Origin of the sequence: Devosia sp., assembly GCF_035944845.1 — a bacterium.
Taxonomy (GTDB): Bacteria; Pseudomonadota; Alphaproteobacteria; order Rhizobiales; family Devosiaceae; genus Devosia_A.
In genome coordinates, this window is record NZ_DASZAW010000029.1 from 66,150 (window position 1) to 80,760 (window position 14,611).

At 65.0% G+C, this 14,611-nt stretch carries 16 protein-coding genes; 4 read left to right on the forward strand and 12 right to left on the reverse strand.

Features of this window, described 5'->3' with window-relative positions; genetic code table 11:
• Positions 1-157: 157 nt before the first annotated feature.
• Together fumC and rpmF are read right to left on the reverse strand one after the other, a co-directional pair.
• Positions 158-1,552 carry a class II fumarate hydratase gene (gene fumC / locus VGV07_RS04665; RefSeq protein ID WP_326867523.1) on the reverse strand — a complete coding sequence of 465 codons (1,395 nt, stop codon included), beginning with the start codon at positions 1,550-1,552 and terminating at the stop codon, positions 158-160.
• 104 nt (positions 1,553-1,656) lie between these two features.
• Positions 1,657-1,839, reverse strand: a complete 183-nt coding sequence (rpmF, locus tag VGV07_RS04670) for a 50S ribosomal protein L32 (RefSeq protein WP_326867524.1) — start codon at positions 1,837-1,839, stop codon at positions 1,657-1,659.
• A gap of 203 nt (positions 1,840-2,042) precedes the next feature.
• Between rpmF and VGV07_RS04675 the strand changes: the two genes are divergently transcribed.
• Positions 2,043-2,948, forward strand: a complete 906-nt coding sequence (locus tag VGV07_RS04675) for a farnesyl diphosphate synthase (RefSeq protein ID WP_326867525.1) — start codon at positions 2,043-2,045, stop codon at positions 2,946-2,948.
• On the opposite strand, the gene VGV07_RS04680 is transcribed toward VGV07_RS04675, so the two are convergent.
• Genes VGV07_RS04680 through ispG form a run of 3 tightly spaced genes read right to left on the reverse strand, consistent with a single transcriptional unit; the run spans position 2,945 to position 4,715 of the window.
• Positions 2,945-3,313, reverse strand: a complete 369-nt coding sequence (locus VGV07_RS04680) for an antibiotic biosynthesis monooxygenase (RefSeq protein WP_326867526.1) — start codon at positions 3,311-3,313, stop codon at positions 2,945-2,947. The genes VGV07_RS04675 and VGV07_RS04680 overlap by 4 nt on opposite strands.
• Positions 3,314-3,357: 44 nt before the next feature.
• The gene (locus tag VGV07_RS04685) at positions 3,358-3,480 is read right to left on the reverse strand and encodes a hypothetical protein (protein WP_326867527.1); all 123 of its coding nucleotides are present in this window, start codon (positions 3,478-3,480) and stop codon (positions 3,358-3,360) included.
• The gene (ispG, locus tag VGV07_RS04690; RefSeq protein ID WP_326867528.1) at positions 3,477-4,715 is read right to left on the reverse strand and encodes a flavodoxin-dependent (E)-4-hydroxy-3-methylbut-2-enyl-diphosphate synthase; all 1,239 of its coding nucleotides are present in this window, start codon (positions 4,713-4,715) and stop codon (positions 3,477-3,479) included. The genes VGV07_RS04685 and ispG overlap by 4 nt, the downstream gene beginning before the upstream one ends.
• A 146-nt stretch (positions 4,716-4,861) precedes the next feature.
• On the opposite strand from ispG, the gene VGV07_RS04695 reads away from it, so the two are divergent.
• The gene (locus tag VGV07_RS04695) at positions 4,862-5,071 is read left to right on the forward strand and encodes a DUF4287 domain-containing protein (protein WP_326867529.1); all 210 of its coding nucleotides are present in this window, start codon (positions 4,862-4,864) and stop codon (positions 5,069-5,071) included.
• Positions 5,072-5,078: 7 nt separating this feature from the next.
• On the opposite strand, the gene VGV07_RS04700 is transcribed toward VGV07_RS04695, so the two are convergent.
• Together VGV07_RS04700 and VGV07_RS04705 are read right to left on the reverse strand one after the other, a co-directional pair.
• Positions 5,079-5,459, reverse strand: coding sequence for a RidA family protein (locus VGV07_RS04700; protein ID WP_326867530.1), 381 nt, complete (start codon positions 5,457-5,459; stop codon positions 5,079-5,081).
• Positions 5,460-5,470: 11 nt separating this feature from the next.
• Positions 5,471-6,055 (reverse strand): TetR/AcrR family transcriptional regulator, encoded by a 585-nt coding sequence (locus tag VGV07_RS04705; RefSeq protein WP_326867531.1) that lies wholly within the window; start codon positions 6,053-6,055, stop codon positions 5,471-5,473.
• Between the two features lie 112 nt (positions 6,056-6,167).
• Between VGV07_RS04705 and VGV07_RS04710 the strand changes: the two genes are divergently transcribed.
• Complete coding sequence (locus VGV07_RS04710) at positions 6,168-6,473, forward strand: YkvA family protein (RefSeq protein WP_326867532.1); 306 nt, start codon at positions 6,168-6,170, stop codon at positions 6,471-6,473.
• A 59-nt stretch (positions 6,474-6,532) separates the two neighbouring features.
• Positions 6,533-6,952 (forward strand): EVE domain-containing protein, encoded by a 420-nt coding sequence (locus tag VGV07_RS04715; RefSeq protein ID WP_326867533.1) that lies wholly within the window; start codon positions 6,533-6,535, stop codon positions 6,950-6,952.
• A 3-nt stretch (positions 6,953-6,955) separates the two neighbouring features.
• Here VGV07_RS04715 and pyc read toward each other — a convergent pair whose 3' ends face one another.
• The 5 genes from pyc to VGV07_RS04740 form a co-directional block, all read right to left on the reverse strand.
• Positions 6,956-10,396, reverse strand: a complete 3,441-nt coding sequence (pyc, locus tag VGV07_RS04720; RefSeq protein ID WP_326867534.1) for a pyruvate carboxylase — start codon at positions 10,394-10,396, stop codon at positions 6,956-6,958.
• A gap of 72 nt (positions 10,397-10,468) precedes the next feature.
• On the reverse strand, positions 10,469-10,879 hold the full coding sequence (locus VGV07_RS04725; protein WP_326867539.1) for a TIGR01244 family sulfur transferase: 411 nt from the start codon (positions 10,877-10,879) through the stop codon (positions 10,469-10,471).
• Positions 10,880-10,995: 116 nt separating this feature from the next.
• Entirely contained in the window at positions 10,996-11,466 is a 471-nt protein-coding gene (locus tag VGV07_RS04730; RefSeq protein ID WP_326867535.1) for a GNAT family N-acetyltransferase, read from the reverse strand.
• 17 nt (positions 11,467-11,483) lie between these two features.
• Complete coding sequence (locus tag VGV07_RS04735; protein ID WP_326867536.1) at positions 11,484-12,986, reverse strand: putative bifunctional diguanylate cyclase/phosphodiesterase; 1,503 nt, start codon at positions 12,984-12,986, stop codon at positions 11,484-11,486.
• 214 nt (positions 12,987-13,200) lie between these two features.
• Positions 13,201-14,259, reverse strand: coding sequence for a glycine betaine ABC transporter substrate-binding protein (locus VGV07_RS04740; protein ID WP_326867537.1), 1,059 nt, complete (start codon positions 14,257-14,259; stop codon positions 13,201-13,203).
• Positions 14,260-14,611 lie beyond the last annotated feature (352 nt).

The following is a 14,611-nucleotide window of genomic DNA, read 5'->3' on the forward strand; positions in this document are numbered from 1 at the left end:
CTAACCCACCCACCGGCTGTCATCCCAGCGAAAGCTGGGACCCAACTCACAGCCCGCGCAAATGGATAAATGGGTCCCAGCTTTCGCTGGGATGACATCGTAGGTGGGGTGATCGCAGTGGGTCTCCCCAACGACCAAACACACCACAGCACTGTTTCTAGAGCTTCAGCGGGCCGACCATCTGCTCGGGCTTCACTTCGGCGTCGAATTCCTCGCCGGTGAGCAGGCCCAGTTCGATGGCGCTGTCGCGCAGCGTCGCGCGCTTCTTGTGCGCGTGCTTGGCGATCTTGGCGGCGTTGTCGTAGCCGATCTTGCGGTTCAGCGCCGTCACCAGCATCAGCGACTGCTCGACCAGTTGCTTGATCCGATCGCGATCCGGCTCGATCCCCACGGCGCAGTGGTCGTTGAAGCTCTTGGCCGCATCGGCCAAGAGCCGCACCGACTGCAGGAAGTTGTAGGCGATCACCGGCTTGAACACGTTCAGTTCGAAATTGCCCTGGCTCGCCGCAATGCCGATCGCCGCATCGTTGCCCATCACCTGCACGGCGACCATCGTGGTCGCCTCGGCCTGGGTCGGGTTGACCTTGCCCGGCATGATCGACGAGCCCGGCTCGTTCTCGGGAATGGTGATTTCGCCGAGGCCCGAACGGGGGCCCGAGGCCAGCCAGCGCACGTCATTGGCAATCTTCATCAGCGCTGCCGCCAGTTGCTTCAGCGCGCCGGACGAGCCGACAAACGCATCGTGGCCGGCCATCACCGCGAACTTGTTGGGCGCCGTGACAAAGGGCTGCCCGGTCAGCGCTGCAATCTCTGCCGCAACGGTCTCGCCGTATTTCGGGTGCGCGTTGAGCCCGGTGCCGACGGCAGTGCCGCCCAGCGCCAGTTCATAAAGCTGCGGCAGCGTCGCGCGGATCGCCTTGAGCGCCAGGTCGAGCTGCGCCACCCAGCCGGAAATCTCCTGGCCAAGCGTCAGCGGCGTCGCATCCTGCAGATGGGTGCGGCCGATCTTCACCACGCCCATGAACTCGGTCGCCTTGGCGTCGAGTGTGTTCCTGAGCAGCATCACCCGGTCGATCAGATAGTTCTCGATGGCCTCGACCGCGGCGATGTGCATCGCCGTCGGATAGGTGTCGTTCGAGGACTGGCTCATGTTGACGTGGTCGTTCGGGTGCACCGGCTTTTTCGAACCCATCACCCCGCCGGCCATTTCGATGGCGCGGTTCGAGATCACCTCGTTGACGTTCATGTTCGACTGGGTGCCCGACCCGGTCTGCCACACCACCAGCGGAAAATGCTCGGCGAGCTTGCCGGCGATCACCTCGTCGGCCGCCGCGACCACCAGGTCGCGCGTCGCCTGGTCCATCAGCCCCAGCTTGTGGTTGGCCTGCGCCGCGGCCTTCTTGAGGATACCGAAAGCCCGGATGATCTCGGTCGGCATCTTCTCGCCGCCGATATCGAAATTGGCCAGCGAACGGGCGGTCTGCGCCCCGTAGTACTTTTCCGACGGCACGTTGATCGTGCCCATGGAATCCGATTCGACGCGCGTGCCCATAGCCGGAAAACCTCTGAATAAATGGAAACGGCCGGCTCCCTGATCAGGGAGCCGGCCGCGAGATATCTATCGTCTGCTGCGCAAGGGAGCGCCGGCCCGAGCGCTTACGAGCTCTTGGGCTGCAGAATCTGTCGGCCGCGATACATGCCGGTCTTCAGATCGACGTGGTGCGGACGACGCAGCTCGCCCGAGTCCTTGTCTTCGACATAGGCCGGGGCGGCCAGCGCATCGGCGGAGCGGCGGAAACCGCGCTTCATCGGCGAGGTCTTGCGCTTTGGCACTGCCATGGTTGTTACTCCTGGTTCAATAGCGTTTCGCCGAAGGCGTTCCGGCGTCTAACAGACAGGGTCTGTCGGGAATTGGGGGCGTCTATAGAGCACAATCGCACGGATGGGAAGGGGCGAAATGGCGCGAGTTGCGGGTTTCCGGCACAGTTCCGGCAAAGCTTCAAATCCGCTACAAGCGCTCGACCCCGCCGGACGCTCCAGCCGTGACCTACTCCTTTACCGACGAACTCGCCAGTACCGCCGCAGACATCGAGCAGGCGCTCGATAGGCTGCTCGCCGCCCCTGCCCTCGCCACCCCCGGCGTCCCTCCGGATCGCCTGGTGGCCGCGATGCGCCATGGCAGCCTCAATGGCGGCAAGCGGCTGAGGCCGCTGCTGGTCCGCCAGGCGGCCGGGGTGTTCGGCGTGACGCCGGCCGCGACGGTTACTGCCGGCCTCGCCGTCGAAATGATCCATTGCTACTCGCTGGTGCATGACGACCTGCCGGCCATGGACGACGACGACCTGCGCCGTGGCCAGCCCACCGTGCACAAGGCCTACGACGACGCCACCGCCATCCTCGCCGGCGATGCGCTGCTGACCCACGCATTCGGCCTGCTGGCCGACGCGGCAACGCATGCCGATCCCGCCATCCGCGTCCGCCTCGTCGCCGAACTGGCCGCCGGTGCCGGTGCCGGCGGCATGGTCGGCGGCCAGATGCGCGATATCGAGGGCGAGAGCGGCTTCCTGACCGAGCGCGCCATCGCCCAGATGCAGGCGATGAAGACCGGCGCGCTGATCCGCGCCGCCGTGCGCATCGGCGCCATTCTCGGCGGCGCCTCGGACGGCGACCTCGCCCACCTCACCACCTACGCCGAAGCCGCCGGCCGCGCCTTCCAGCTCGCCGACGACATCCTCGACGTCACCGCCTCCGCCGAAGCGTTGGGCAAGGCCACCGGCAAGGACGCCGAGAAGGGCAAGCAGACCATCGTCGCCCGCATCGGCGTCGAGGCTGCGCAGCGCCAGCTCGCCGAAGTGATCCACGGCGCGCTCACTGCGCTGTTGCCGTTCGACGAGCAGGCCGATGGTTTGAGGGCGACGGCGCGGTTCTTCGCCGAACGGGAGAGCTAGCGGCTGATCACTGCCGGCGCCGGTGCGCTAGAAGTGTTATCTCCTTCGAACCCATAAGCCCGCTGCACCAGTGCGATACGGATGTGGTAGCCAGCGTACCACTCCGCCTGCCCACGCCGCTGCGCCTCCCGGTGGTCGGCCACCGCTTTCCAGTTACGGATGCTTGCTTCGTCAGCCCAGAACGAGTTGAGGATGCCGAAGCCTGAGGCATCGCGGCAGCTCTCGAAGCCGAGAAAGCCCGGCTGGCTTTGCGCCAGCTCAACCATCGCGGCGCCCATCTCGTGATGGCCGTTATCGCCGGATGTCCGCTGCGAAGCGAAGCTGACCATGTAGTAGGGCGGCTCAGGCAGAGTTGGGCTGCGCATGTGGGGCCTCTGGCGCGATTCTCACCGCACCAGCATAGCAGGCCCTAGGACTGCCTGAGATTCCCGGTCAGCCACAGCACGACCAGCAGCACGGCGAGCACTCCGAGCCACAGCCAGCGCCGTCGCGCCGCTTCGCCGGTGAACAACCAGTCGCGCCAGCGGCTCATTCGGCCGCTGTCTTCTGAGCCGTGCCGAAACGCTTCTCGATATAGTCGGCGACCATCGCCTTGAACTGCTCTGCGACATCGGCGCCGCGCAGTGTCGCGACCTTCTGGCCGTCAACGAACACCGGCGCCGCCGGGGTTTCGCCGGTGCCGGGGAGCGAGATGCCGATATTGGCATGCTTGCTCTCGCCCGGGCCGTTGACGATGCAACCCATCACCGCCACCGACAGGCTTTCGACGCCGGGATAGCGTTCCTTCCACTCCGGCATCGATGCGCTCAGGTGATCCTGGATTTCCTTGGCCAGCACCTGGAAGGTCTGGCTGGTGGTGCGGCCGCAGCCCGGGCAGGCGGCCACCACCGGCAGGAACTGCCTGAAACCCATGGTCTGCAGCAGCTCCTGCGCCACGCGGACTTCCTGCGTGCGGTCGCCGCCCGGCTCAGGCGTCAGCGACACGCGGATGGTATCGCCGATCCCCTGCTGCAGGAGGATGCCCATCGCCGCCGACGAGGCGACAATGCCCTTCGACCCCATACCCGCTTCGGTCAGCCCCAGGTGCAGCGCATAATCGCAGCGCGCCCCCAGGTCCTGATAGACCGCGATCAGGTGCTGGACGTCCGACACTTTGGTCGAGAGGATGATGTGATCCCGGGCGAGCCCCAACTCCTCGGCCCGCTGCGCCGAGAGCAGCGCCGACTGGATGATCGCCTCGCGCTGCACCGCCGCCGCCGAAACCGGCGTCGCCGAGGCCGAATTCTCGTCCATCAGCCGGGTCAGCAGTTCTTCGTCGAGCGAACCCCAGTTCACCCCGATGCGCACCGGCTTGTCATATTTCATCGCCAGCTCGATCAGCGTCGCGAACTGCGTGTCGCGCTTCGCCTTGAAGCCGACATTGCCCGGGTTGATCCGGTACTTGGCCAGTGCCTCCGCCGCTGCCGGATGATCGGTCAGCAGCTTGTGCCCGATATAGTGGAAGTCGCCGACGATCGGCACAGTGATGCCGCGCGCCGCCAGCCGGTCCCGGATATGCGGCACCGCCGCTGCGGCCTCGTCGCGATCGACAGTGATGCGGACGATCTCCGAGCCGGCACGCCACAGCTGCGCCACCTGGCGCACCGTCGCCTCGATATCGGCGGTGTCGGTATTGGTCATCGACTGCACGACGATCGGGGCGCCGCCGCCCACCATCACGCCACCGACATTGACGCCGACCGACTGCCGGCGGGGAGAAATGCTCATCAAAAGACCCCTGGAGCGCTTCAGCGAGAGTTGCAGTCGCTTCCCGCTCGAAGCGCGACAATCATGGACTTGCCGCCTCAGCAGATAGGCCTTTGAGGTTGAGGGCGCAATGTTACGAATGCGTGACCGATTGAAGCGAGCCCCTCATGACCTTCCAAGCCTACCTCGACAATATTGAAAAGCAGACCGGCGTCACGCCGGAGCAGTGGATCAGCCTTGCAACCACCAGGGGCTTCACCAAACCTGGCACCAAGGCGACCCAGATCACCGACTGGCTAAAGGCCGATTACGGCCTCGGGCATGGCCACGCCATGGCGATCGTCAAGCTGCTGAAGGATCGGGCCGGGTTGAAGTAGCGCCACCTCAGGCGACGGCGATCGCCTCGATCTCGACCAGCAGCGGCGGGGCGGCGAGCGCCTTCACTACCAGGAGCGTCGTCGCCGGCGGCGGTGACGGCAAGCCGCCGCCGGCTGCCTGCATGAAGCCGGGGATCAGGCTGTCATCGGTGAGGTAGATCGTCACCTTGGCGAGGTTGGCCGGGGTCATTCCGGCTTCCGCCAGCACAGCATTGAGATTCGCGACAGCAATCTGCGCCTGCTCGCCGATATCGGCGCCCATCCGGCCCGTCGCGTCGACGCCGACCTGCCCGGAAATGTAGAGCGTACGGGCGGCGTTGGTGACGAGGGCACCGTGGCTGTACGGAGCTTCGGGGGCAGCGCCGCCGGGATTGAACATGGTCAGCATGGTGGTTCCTCTCACGGCTTGTTGTGTTGGGCACGAGCGGCGCGCAGCCGCTCGAAGGTTGCGTGCACCGCGGAGCGCATCGCCACGAGGTCGGTGCCGCTGCGCGAAAGCGTCAGCACGCCGTGGTAGAGCAGCACCAGTTGCATGGTCTCGACCTCGGCATTATCGGGGCCGATCTCCCGGGCCAGCACGCTGGCAATCGCCTCACGCACCAGCGCCAGTGTCTCGGTGATGCCATCCGACGCGATGCCCGGCGCCGTGCCGAACTCGATGATCGAATTGTTGACGAGGCAGCCAAAGCCATCCGACAGCGGCGGCGCCAGCACCGAAAGATAGAGCTGCTCCAACTCGTCGAGCCCGGCATCCTCGCCGGCAAAGACTGCCAGCCGCTGCTGCACAAAGCCGTGCACATAGTGCTCGAGCGCCGCGCGGAACAACCCAGCCTTGTCGCCGAACGCATTGTAGATGCTGCCCGACACCAGCCCGGTTGCCCGCTCCAGTTCGACGATCGAAGCATCGCGGTAGCCATGCTGGCGGAAGGCATTGCCGGCGGCAGCAAGCACGGCGTCGCGATCGAATGAGCGTGTTCTAGCCATGTGAGAATTATAGAATACATATTTTAGAATACAAGTTCTGAAATCAGGATGGATGCTGCGACCGACTGCAGCACCCCTTGAAGCGGGCTCCGGCCGAGACCATTTCTAACGCATGAAAAGGTTCTCGCTCCTCGCCCGCTTCCTCACCTTCCGCAAGGAACTCGCAACGCTCTGGCAGGCCTTCGTCTCGTCCGAGACGCCGGTCCACCTCAAGGCCCTGATGCTGCTGGTGCCGGCTTACCTGTTGAGCCCGATCGACCTGATCCCCGACGTGATCCCGCTCCTCGGCTGGGTCGACGATTTCATCGTCGTGCCGCTACTGGTCAGCTTGATCGTCCGCATGCTGCCGCAAAAAGCGCCTGTCTATCGCGACGCCGCTGGCAACAAGGTCATCGACGGCACCTACCGCCGGCGCTGACCACTGCCGTTTTCTGACAGGCCGCCGTGACACGGGTCTTCGTATGAACGGAGATCGACATGACCAAGTTCTGGATTGCTGTTGCCTCGGCTGAGCACGCCCGTCGGGGGCGCGACGGCTTCATGCAGGTGAACCACGGCAAGAAGGCCCCGCTGCAGCGCATCAGCGCCGGAGACGGGGTGGCCTACTACTCGCCGGCCGAAACCATCGGCGGCAAGGATCGGCTGCAGAGCTTCACCACCATCGGGCGAGTGCGGGACGAGGAGCTTTACCAGGGCGTAATGGGCGGCGACTTCACGCCATGGCGGCGGAATGTCGATTACGTCGAAGCAGCCGAGGCTCCGATCGCGCCACTGCTCGAACGGCTCGAGTTTACCAGGGGCAAGGCCAACTGGGGCTACCAGATGCGCTTGGGCCTGTTCGAGATCAGCGAACCAGACTTCCGCACCATCGCAACGGCAATGGGCGCGGAAGTCTGAGGTCTATTCGAACCGCACCAGCAGATCCTTGGCGTCGATCTGGTCGCCCGGCTTCACCGTGACTTCCGCCACGGTGCCATCGGCTTCGGCGTGGATGGCGGTTTCCATCTTCATCGCCTCGATCGACAGCAGCACGTCGCCGGCCACCACCTTGTCGCCGACCTTGATGCCCAGCGACGAGATGACGCCCGGCATCGGTGCGCCGATCTGCTTGGCATCGCCCAGCGCCGCCTTGGCGCGGACCTTCACTTCGCCGACCTTCAGCCGGTCCGGCACGGTGATGGTGCGCGGCTGGCCGTTGAGATCGAAGAAGACGCGCACTTCGCCCTTTTCATTGGTCTCGGTGCGGCCCTGGTAGGTCAGCACCAGGGTCTTGCCCTTTTCGAGGTCGAGGAACACCTCCTCGCCCTCCTTGAGGCCGTAGAAATAGATCGGCGTCGGCAGCACCTCGGTGGGGCCGTACTTGTCCTGGGTCTTGACGAAGTCGGCATAGACCTTGGGGTACATCAGCGACGAAGCGAGCCGCTTGTCGTCGACCTCACCGCCGATATCCTTGGCCACCTTCTTGCGCTCGGCCTCGAGGTCGATCGGCTTGAGGTAGGAGCCGGGACGCTCGGTGAGCGGTGTCCGGCCTTTCAGCACTTTTTTCTGCAACGCCTTGGGGAAGCCGCCCGGCGGCTGGCCGAGGTCACCGGCAAAGAACCCGACCACCGAATCCGGGAACGCGATATCGCGCGAGGGGTCCTCGACATCGGCGCGGGTCAGCCCGGCCGACACCATGGCCAGCGCCATGTCGCCAACCACCTTACTCGACGGCGTCACCTTGACGATGTCGCCGAACATCTGGTTCACGTCGGCATAGGTCTGCGCCACCTGGTGCCAGCGGCTCTCGAGCCCGAGGGAGCGCGCCTGCTCCTTGAGGTTGGTGAATTGCCCGCCCGGCATTTCATGCAGGTAGACTTCCGAGGCGCCGCCCTTCAGGTCGCTCTCGAAGGCGCGGTACTGGTTGCGCACCGCCTCCCAGTAGAACGAAATCTCGCGGATCACCTTCTGGTCGAGCTTGGGGTCGCGCGGCCCATCCTTGAGCGCCGCCACCAGCGAGCCGAGCGTCGGTTGCGAGGTGGTGCCGCTCAGGGCGTCCATCGCCGCGTCCACGGCATCGACGCCGGCATCCACCGCCGCCATGATCGTCGCGGACGCCGCCCCCGAGGTATCATGGGTATGGAGGTGGATCGGCAGGCCGATTTCCTGTTTCAGCGTCTCGATCAGCTTCTTGGCCGCAGCGGGCTTCATGAGCCCCGCCATGTCCTTGAGCCCCAGCACATGCGCGCCGGCAGCTTCCAACTCCTTGGCGAGCCCGACATAGTACTTGAGGTCGTACTTGGCCCTTTCAGGGTCGAGCAGGTCGCCGGTATAGCAGATGGCGCCTTCGGCCACCTTGTCGGCCTCGATCACCGCGTCGATCGAGACGCGCATGTTCTCCACCCAGTTGAGGCAGTCGAACACGCGGAATACATCGACCCCGCCCTTAGCCGCTTCGGCAACGAAGAACTTCACCACGTTGTCGGGGTAGTTGGTGTAGCCGACGCCATTGCTGCCGCGCAGCAGCATCTGCGTCAGGATGTTCGGCGCACCTTCACGCACCGCGGCGAGCCGCTCCCACGGATCCTCGTTGAGGAAGCGCATCGACACGTCGAACGTCGCGCCGCCCCAGCACTCGAGCGAGAACAGGTTCGGCAGCCCGCGGCTATAGGAACTCGCGATCCGGGTGATGTCGAACGAGCGCATCCGGGTGGCGAGCAGCGACTGATGCGCATCGCGCATCGTCGTGTCGGTGAACAGCACCTGGTTCTGCGCCTTCATCCAGCGCGCCAGCCCCTTGGGACCGTCGCGATCAAGAATCTGCTTACTCCCCTCGACGACGATCAGCGGCTCATACTCCGGCACCACCGGAGCAGCCGCATCGGCCGGCGGCCGCGGCCGGTCGCGCACTTCGGGATGCCCGTTGACGGTGACGTCGGCGATATAGGTGAGGAGTTTGGTCGCCCGATCCTGCCGCGCCTTGAAGTCGAACAGCGCCGGCGTCGTGTCGATGAAGCGCGTGGTGTAGCGGTTCTCGACGAAATCGGGATGGGTGATGATGTTCTCGAGGAACGCCAAGTTGGTGGCGACACCGCGGATGCGGAACTCGCGCAGCGCCCGGTGCATGCGGGCGATCGCCTCATCGGCGGTCGGCGCCCAGCAGGTGATCTTTTCGAGGAGCGGGTCGTAGAACCGGGTGACCACCGCACCGGCATAGGCGGTGCCGCCATCGAGGCGAACACCGAATCCGGTGGCCTCGCGATAGGCGGTGATGCGGCCATAGTCCGGAATGAAGTTCTGTTCGGGGTCCTCGGTGGTGACGCGGCACTGGATGGCATTGCCGTTGAGCCGGATGTCTTCCTGCTTCGGCACGCCCGATTCCGGCGTGCCGATCACCGCGCCTTCGAGCAGCTTGATCTGTGCCTTCACGATGTCGATGCCGGTGACCACTTCGGTCACCGTGTGCTCGACCTGGATACGCGGGTTCACTTCGATGAAGTAGAACTTGTCGGTGTCGGCATCGAGCAGGAACTCGACCGTGCCGGCGCCGCGATAGTTGGCGGCCTTGCCCAGCCGGATCGCCGCCCCGGTGAGGTCGTCGCGCACCTGTTGGCTGAGATAGGGCGCCGGCGCCCGCTCCACCACCTTCTGGTTGCGCCGCTGCACCGAGCAGTCGCGCTCGAACAGGTGCACGAGGTTGCCGTGATCGTCGCCGATCAACTGCACCTCGACGTGACGCGCCCGCTCGATCAGCTTTTCGAGATACATCTCGTCCTTGCCGAACGCTGCCTTGGCCTCGCGTTTGCCCTCCGACACCTCATGGACCAGCGTCGACTCGTCCATGATCCGGCGCATGCCGCGGCCACCGCCGCCCCAACTTGCCTTCAGCATCAGCGGATAGCCGATCTCGGCGGCCATGCGCTTGACGTCAGCCATGTCGTCGGGGAGCGCTTCGGTGGCCGGCACCACCGGCACTTCGGAGGCGATCGCCATGTTGCGCGCCGCCACCTTGTTGCCGAGGTCGCGCATCGTCTGGGCCCGCGGCCCGATGAAGATGATCCCGGCATCCTCGCAGGCATCCGCGAATTCCGGCGATTCCGAGAGCAGGCCATAGCCGGGGTGGATCGCGTCGGCGCCGGAGATGCGGGCGATCCGAATATATTCCTCGATCTGCAGGTAGGCTTCGACCGGGCCCTTGCCCTTGCCGATCAGGTACGCTTCGTCGGCCTTGAACCGGTGCAGCGCCAGCTTGTCCTCTTCGGCATAGCAGGCGACCGTCTTGATGTTGAGTTCGTTGGCGGCGCGAAACACCCGGATGGCGATTTCGCTGCGGTTGGCGACAAGGATCTTCTTGATCGGCATCGATGTTACCCGAGCAGAGGGGATTGAGGCACCATGAGGCGCCGGAAAGGGTCGTTGCGGCCCAAGTGGCCGTTACTTCTGACTCAGATGTCCCGCGAGATGGGACATGTCGTAACCCGCATTCGCCGCCGCCGAGATAATCTCGGAGGCAGGCGCCTTGCCGGCCTGGCTCAACGCCCACAGGGTCGTCGAACGGGTGCCGGAACGGCAGTAGCAGAACACGGGGCCGGTGCTCCCCTCGAGCACCTGTTTGGTCTCCTCGACCATCTGGGCGCTGACGCCCTCGCGGCCGAGCGGAATGTAGTGATAGGCGAGGCCGGCGTCTTGCGCCGCTTGCTCGATCGTCGCGCTGGGAGGCTGATCCGGGGATTCCCCGTCCGGCCGATTGTTGATGATGGCGACGAAACCCTGGGCCTTGATGGCGGCCACATCCTCGGGGCTGATCTGCGGGGACACGCTCACGTGGTCGTTGATCCGCTTCACGTCCAAATCACATACTCCGATAGAAATGCCAGGGTCTTCCCGGAAGCCTTTATAAGCATCGGGCTGTCGGTGAGGCAAGGCGCGGCAGCGCCAACCCTAAGTCTCACGACTTTGGGTTAGGTCTGCTGCAACGGCTTGCGCATGTAGACCGCCTTGCCGCCCATGAAATCCTCGATCCGGTCGACGACGAAGCCAACCCGCGTATAAAGCGCGACATTGCTCTCGAACGCTCCGTTGGTGACGAGCCGCAGTTCAGGGAAGCCGGCCGCGATCGCCCGGATCTCGGTGAAGCCCAGCAGCATCCGGCCTATGCCCCGCCCCTGGGCCTCGGGCGCCACCGCGACGTTGTCGATCCACAGATGATCGGGGTGCGGTACCGTCTCGATCAACCCGAGGATGGTGCCGGCGTCCACCGCGAGGTCAAAGCGATGCTCCAGCACCGCCTTGTCGTAATCGACCCGCATCGGCATCGGCTCGCGACCGATCAGGGGGATCCATTTGGCATAAGCGGCCATCACGATTGCGGCGATGGCGCCGGCCTCGTGGGCCTCGGCAACGCGGATTTCGACAGCGCTTTCGGCCTTCATGCCCAAGGCCTACGCCTTCAGGCGGCCGAAGCAAAGCGCGACGAGCGCAATGGCTCCGGCCGAGCCAGGAGATAGCCCTGCAGCGCCGTGACGCCGGCCCGCTGCAGGAACTGCAACTGCTCGGCCGTTTCGACCCCTTCGGCAATCACCTCGACCTGCAGCGAGCGGGCGATCTCGGTAATCGATGAGACGATCAACCCGTCGATCCGGCTGCCCGGCAGATTGGCCACATAGGAGCGGTCGATCTTGATGATGTCGAACGGAAAGCCCCTGAGATACTCGAGGCTGGCAAAGCCGCTGCCGAAATCGTCGATTGCCACCCGCATCCCGAGCCTGCGCAGCGCTTCGATATTGCTCAACTCGACCGTCCCCGATTTCAGCGGCAGCGATTCGGTGATCTCGATGACGATCCGGCTGCCACTGACGCCGGCCTCCAATAGGATATCGGCGAAACGCTCGGCGAAATCGGCGCGCCGCAACTGCACCACCGAGACGTTGATGCCGACATGCGGCACGCCGAGCGCGGCGAGGTCGGCAGCAGCACGCCGCAGGACCCAGTCGCCCAGCTTGTCGATCAGGTCGGACTGCTCGGCAATGCCGATGAAGTCGCCTGGCGGCACCTGCCCACGCACCGGGTGCTGCCAGCGCACCAGCGCCTCATGGCTCCTGAGCGTCGTGCCGTCGGCGGCAAAGATCGGCTGGTAGTGCAGCTCGAGCTCGTTCAACAGGATGGCAGCCCGCAGGTCACGCTCGACGAAGCGCTTGTGCCGTTCGTCGGCCATCAGTTCGCTCTCGAATGCCACCGTCGCTGCCCGGCCCTCCTTCTTGCCCTTGTAGAGCGCCAGGTCGGCCTTCGAGACCAGTTCGTCCGCTTCGGCCGCGTCCTGCGGCCACAGCGCCACCCCGATGGTTGCCGACAGCCGGATCGGCCGGCCGTCGATGCTGATCGGCTGGCCCAGTGTCGCGAGAATCTGATCGCCCAGCCGCACCAGCGCCGGCCGGCTGTCCTGGCCGACGAGAGCAATGCCGAACTCGTCGCCGCCGAGCCGACCGATCAGCGCCTCCGGCAAGAGTGTCTTCAGCGTCTTTACCAGATGCACCAGCGCCGCGTCGCCGGCGCCATGGCCATGCGAATCGTTGAGCACCTTGAGCTTATCCATGTCGATCTGCATGTAGGCGACCGGCCGGTCGTCGCCATGCAGGCTCTCCTTGAGCGCGCTGAAGAAGTACGAGCGCGTGTGCGCTCCGGTCAGCGCATCGCGATAGGCGAGGTCGAGTAACTGCCGCTGCTCTTGTGCGGCGCTCGCCAGCTCCTGCTTCAGCCGCACATAGCCCCAGCGCAGCAACAGCAGCAGGCTGGCGCCCGCCAGCACCCGCACCACCACCATTTCGATCGCCCTGGGGTCGGTGAAATAACCAAGCAGCGCCACCACCCCGGTCACCACGATCAGCGCCGCCGCTCCGGCGAATACCAGCCGATAGGTCCTGATGACATGCTGCAGCGAAGCTTGGCGTTGCAACGAATAGCCTCCTGGCTCGCTTGGGGATCGGCGCACACACAAATCGCGCGCAGCCTCCTCCCAGAAGCTTTCGGAACACCTAACGGCGAGGGATTATGACAACGAATACAAGTGTCTAGAGCGAACTGGGGACGTTCGCCCGCCGAGCCTAGGCAAGCTTCATGACAACGCGGACACAAGCCCCGCCGCTGTCGCGCGTTTGGTTGACGCGACCTTACTGCGCTGCCGGCTCGAGCGGTGGCAATCCTACCCAGGGGCGCCAGATTTCGCCGCGTTCGGCGATAAACCGGTCGGCCACCGTTTCCACCGTCGCCCCGGCCTCGCCCAGTTGCTGCAGCATCAGGTTCATCTCGGCGAACGGCATCCGCGCCCGGCCGAAATACGCCGCGACCTGCGGCGCATCGAGATAGACCCATTCCGCCAGCGCCACCACGACGGGGTCGGGGGCGAACCCGGTCGGCGTCGGCGACGCGCAGGCGGTGCGTCCCATACAAAGGAACGCATCGCGATCGTAGGCGGCAAGCGTCACCGGCTTGAAGGCGAACTGCGCCAGCACCGCATTGGGCTGCCAGTAGTAGAACAGAATCGGTTCGTTCCGCCCCACCGCCTCGGCGATCAGCGTATCGAGCTCGAACCGGTTGGCCGGCTCGACGATGTCGAACAACTGGTCGAGGCCATAGGCCCTCAGCATGTTGCGGTTCACCACCGCACAGCCCCAGTCGACCGGACAGGAAATGAACTTGCCGCGTCCGTTGCCGTCGCCAAAATCGGCGGCATGCGCCTTGAGCCCGTCGATGGTCGTCACTTCGGGCCATTGCGCCGCAGCATATTCGGGCACGAACCAGCCCTCGAACGTGGTGTCGGCATAGGGCGTGCCGGCCTGACGCACCTTCTGGCCCTTCATTGCGGCATTCCAGATCTCGGCGATCCGGCCGATCCACAGCTCCGGCGCCACGGCCGGCTGCCCGGTGGCGCCCATCGATGAGCCGGTGGCGGCAAGATCACCCTCCTGCACCGCGACGTTGCAGAGATAGTTTGCGGTCAACACCCGTGAATGCACCTCGGCGAGCAGCGCCGACGAGGGCCAGGCCATGCGGGCGATGGCGAGCTGCTGCGTCCCGCAGGGTGGTGGCGGCGGCGCTTCCCCGATGCTCGGGTCGGCTGCCGCGCCTGCCGCGGGCGGATCGAGCGTCTGCACCGACTCCTGCGCCGAGGCGCCTGCCAGCGCCAAGGTCAGTGCGAGAATTGAAAGGCAGGCAAGCAGCTTTGTCATCGGACCGGCACGAGGAACGGATCGGGAGCACGAACTTATAGGGTCGGAACCCCTCAAGACAAATGCCGGGACGGACTTTTACCACTTGATCAAAAGCGGATGACTCGCCTTCGCAATTTATGCAATATCGCCCGCAGCGGGGCACGGGTTGTGCCCCCGTTGATTGTTGCTTCGGTGGAGACGGCGGTAAACAACGCTGCACGGCGAAGTGACTTTGCAGAGGGACATCATGAACAAATCCAGTATCCTTGGCCTCGCCGTTGCCGCGACCGTGCTCGGTCTCGCAGTTCCGGCGCTCGCCGAAGACGTCAAGATCGGCATTCTCGGCGATCTGACCGGGCCGATCGAAAGC

Coding starts and splice junctions, on each gene's coding strand:
- VGV07_RS04705 (WP_326867531.1), bottom strand. CDS start 6,055: ATGGCTAGAACACGCTCATTCGATCGCGACGCCGTGCTTGCTGCCGCC.
- ispG (WP_326867528.1), bottom strand. CDS start 4,715: ATGAGCATTTCTCCCCGCCGGCAGTCGGTCGGCGTCAATGTCGGTGGC.
- VGV07_RS04715 (WP_326867533.1), top strand. CDS start 6,533: ATGACCAAGTTCTGGATTGCTGTTGCCTCGGCTGAGCACGCCCGTCGG.
- fumC (WP_326867523.1), bottom strand. CDS start 1,552: ATGGGCACGCGCGTCGAATCGGATTCCATGGGCACGATCAACGTGCCG.
- VGV07_RS04685 (WP_326867527.1), bottom strand. CDS start 3,480: ATGAGCCGCTGGCGCGACTGGTTGTTCACCGGCGAAGCGGCGCGACGG.
- VGV07_RS04740 (WP_326867537.1), bottom strand. CDS start 14,259: ATGACAAAGCTGCTTGCCTGCCTTTCAATTCTCGCACTGACCTTGGCG.
- rpmF (WP_326867524.1), bottom strand. CDS start 1,839: ATGGCAGTGCCAAAGCGCAAGACCTCGCCGATGAAGCGCGGTTTCCGC.
- VGV07_RS04680 (WP_326867526.1), bottom strand. CDS start 3,313: ATGCGCAGCCCAACTCTGCCTGAGCCGCCCTACTACATGGTCAGCTTC.
- VGV07_RS04695 (WP_326867529.1), top strand. CDS start 4,862: ATGACCTTCCAAGCCTACCTCGACAATATTGAAAAGCAGACCGGCGTC.
- VGV07_RS04730 (WP_326867535.1), bottom strand. CDS start 11,466: ATGAAGGCCGAAAGCGCTGTCGAAATCCGCGTTGCCGAGGCCCACGAG.
- pyc (WP_326867534.1), bottom strand. CDS start 10,396: ATGCCGATCAAGAAGATCCTTGTCGCCAACCGCAGCGAAATCGCCATC.
- VGV07_RS04700 (WP_326867530.1), bottom strand. CDS start 5,459: ATGCTGACCATGTTCAATCCCGGCGGCGCTGCCCCCGAAGCTCCGTAC.
- VGV07_RS04710 (WP_326867532.1), top strand. CDS start 6,168: ATGAAAAGGTTCTCGCTCCTCGCCCGCTTCCTCACCTTCCGCAAGGAA.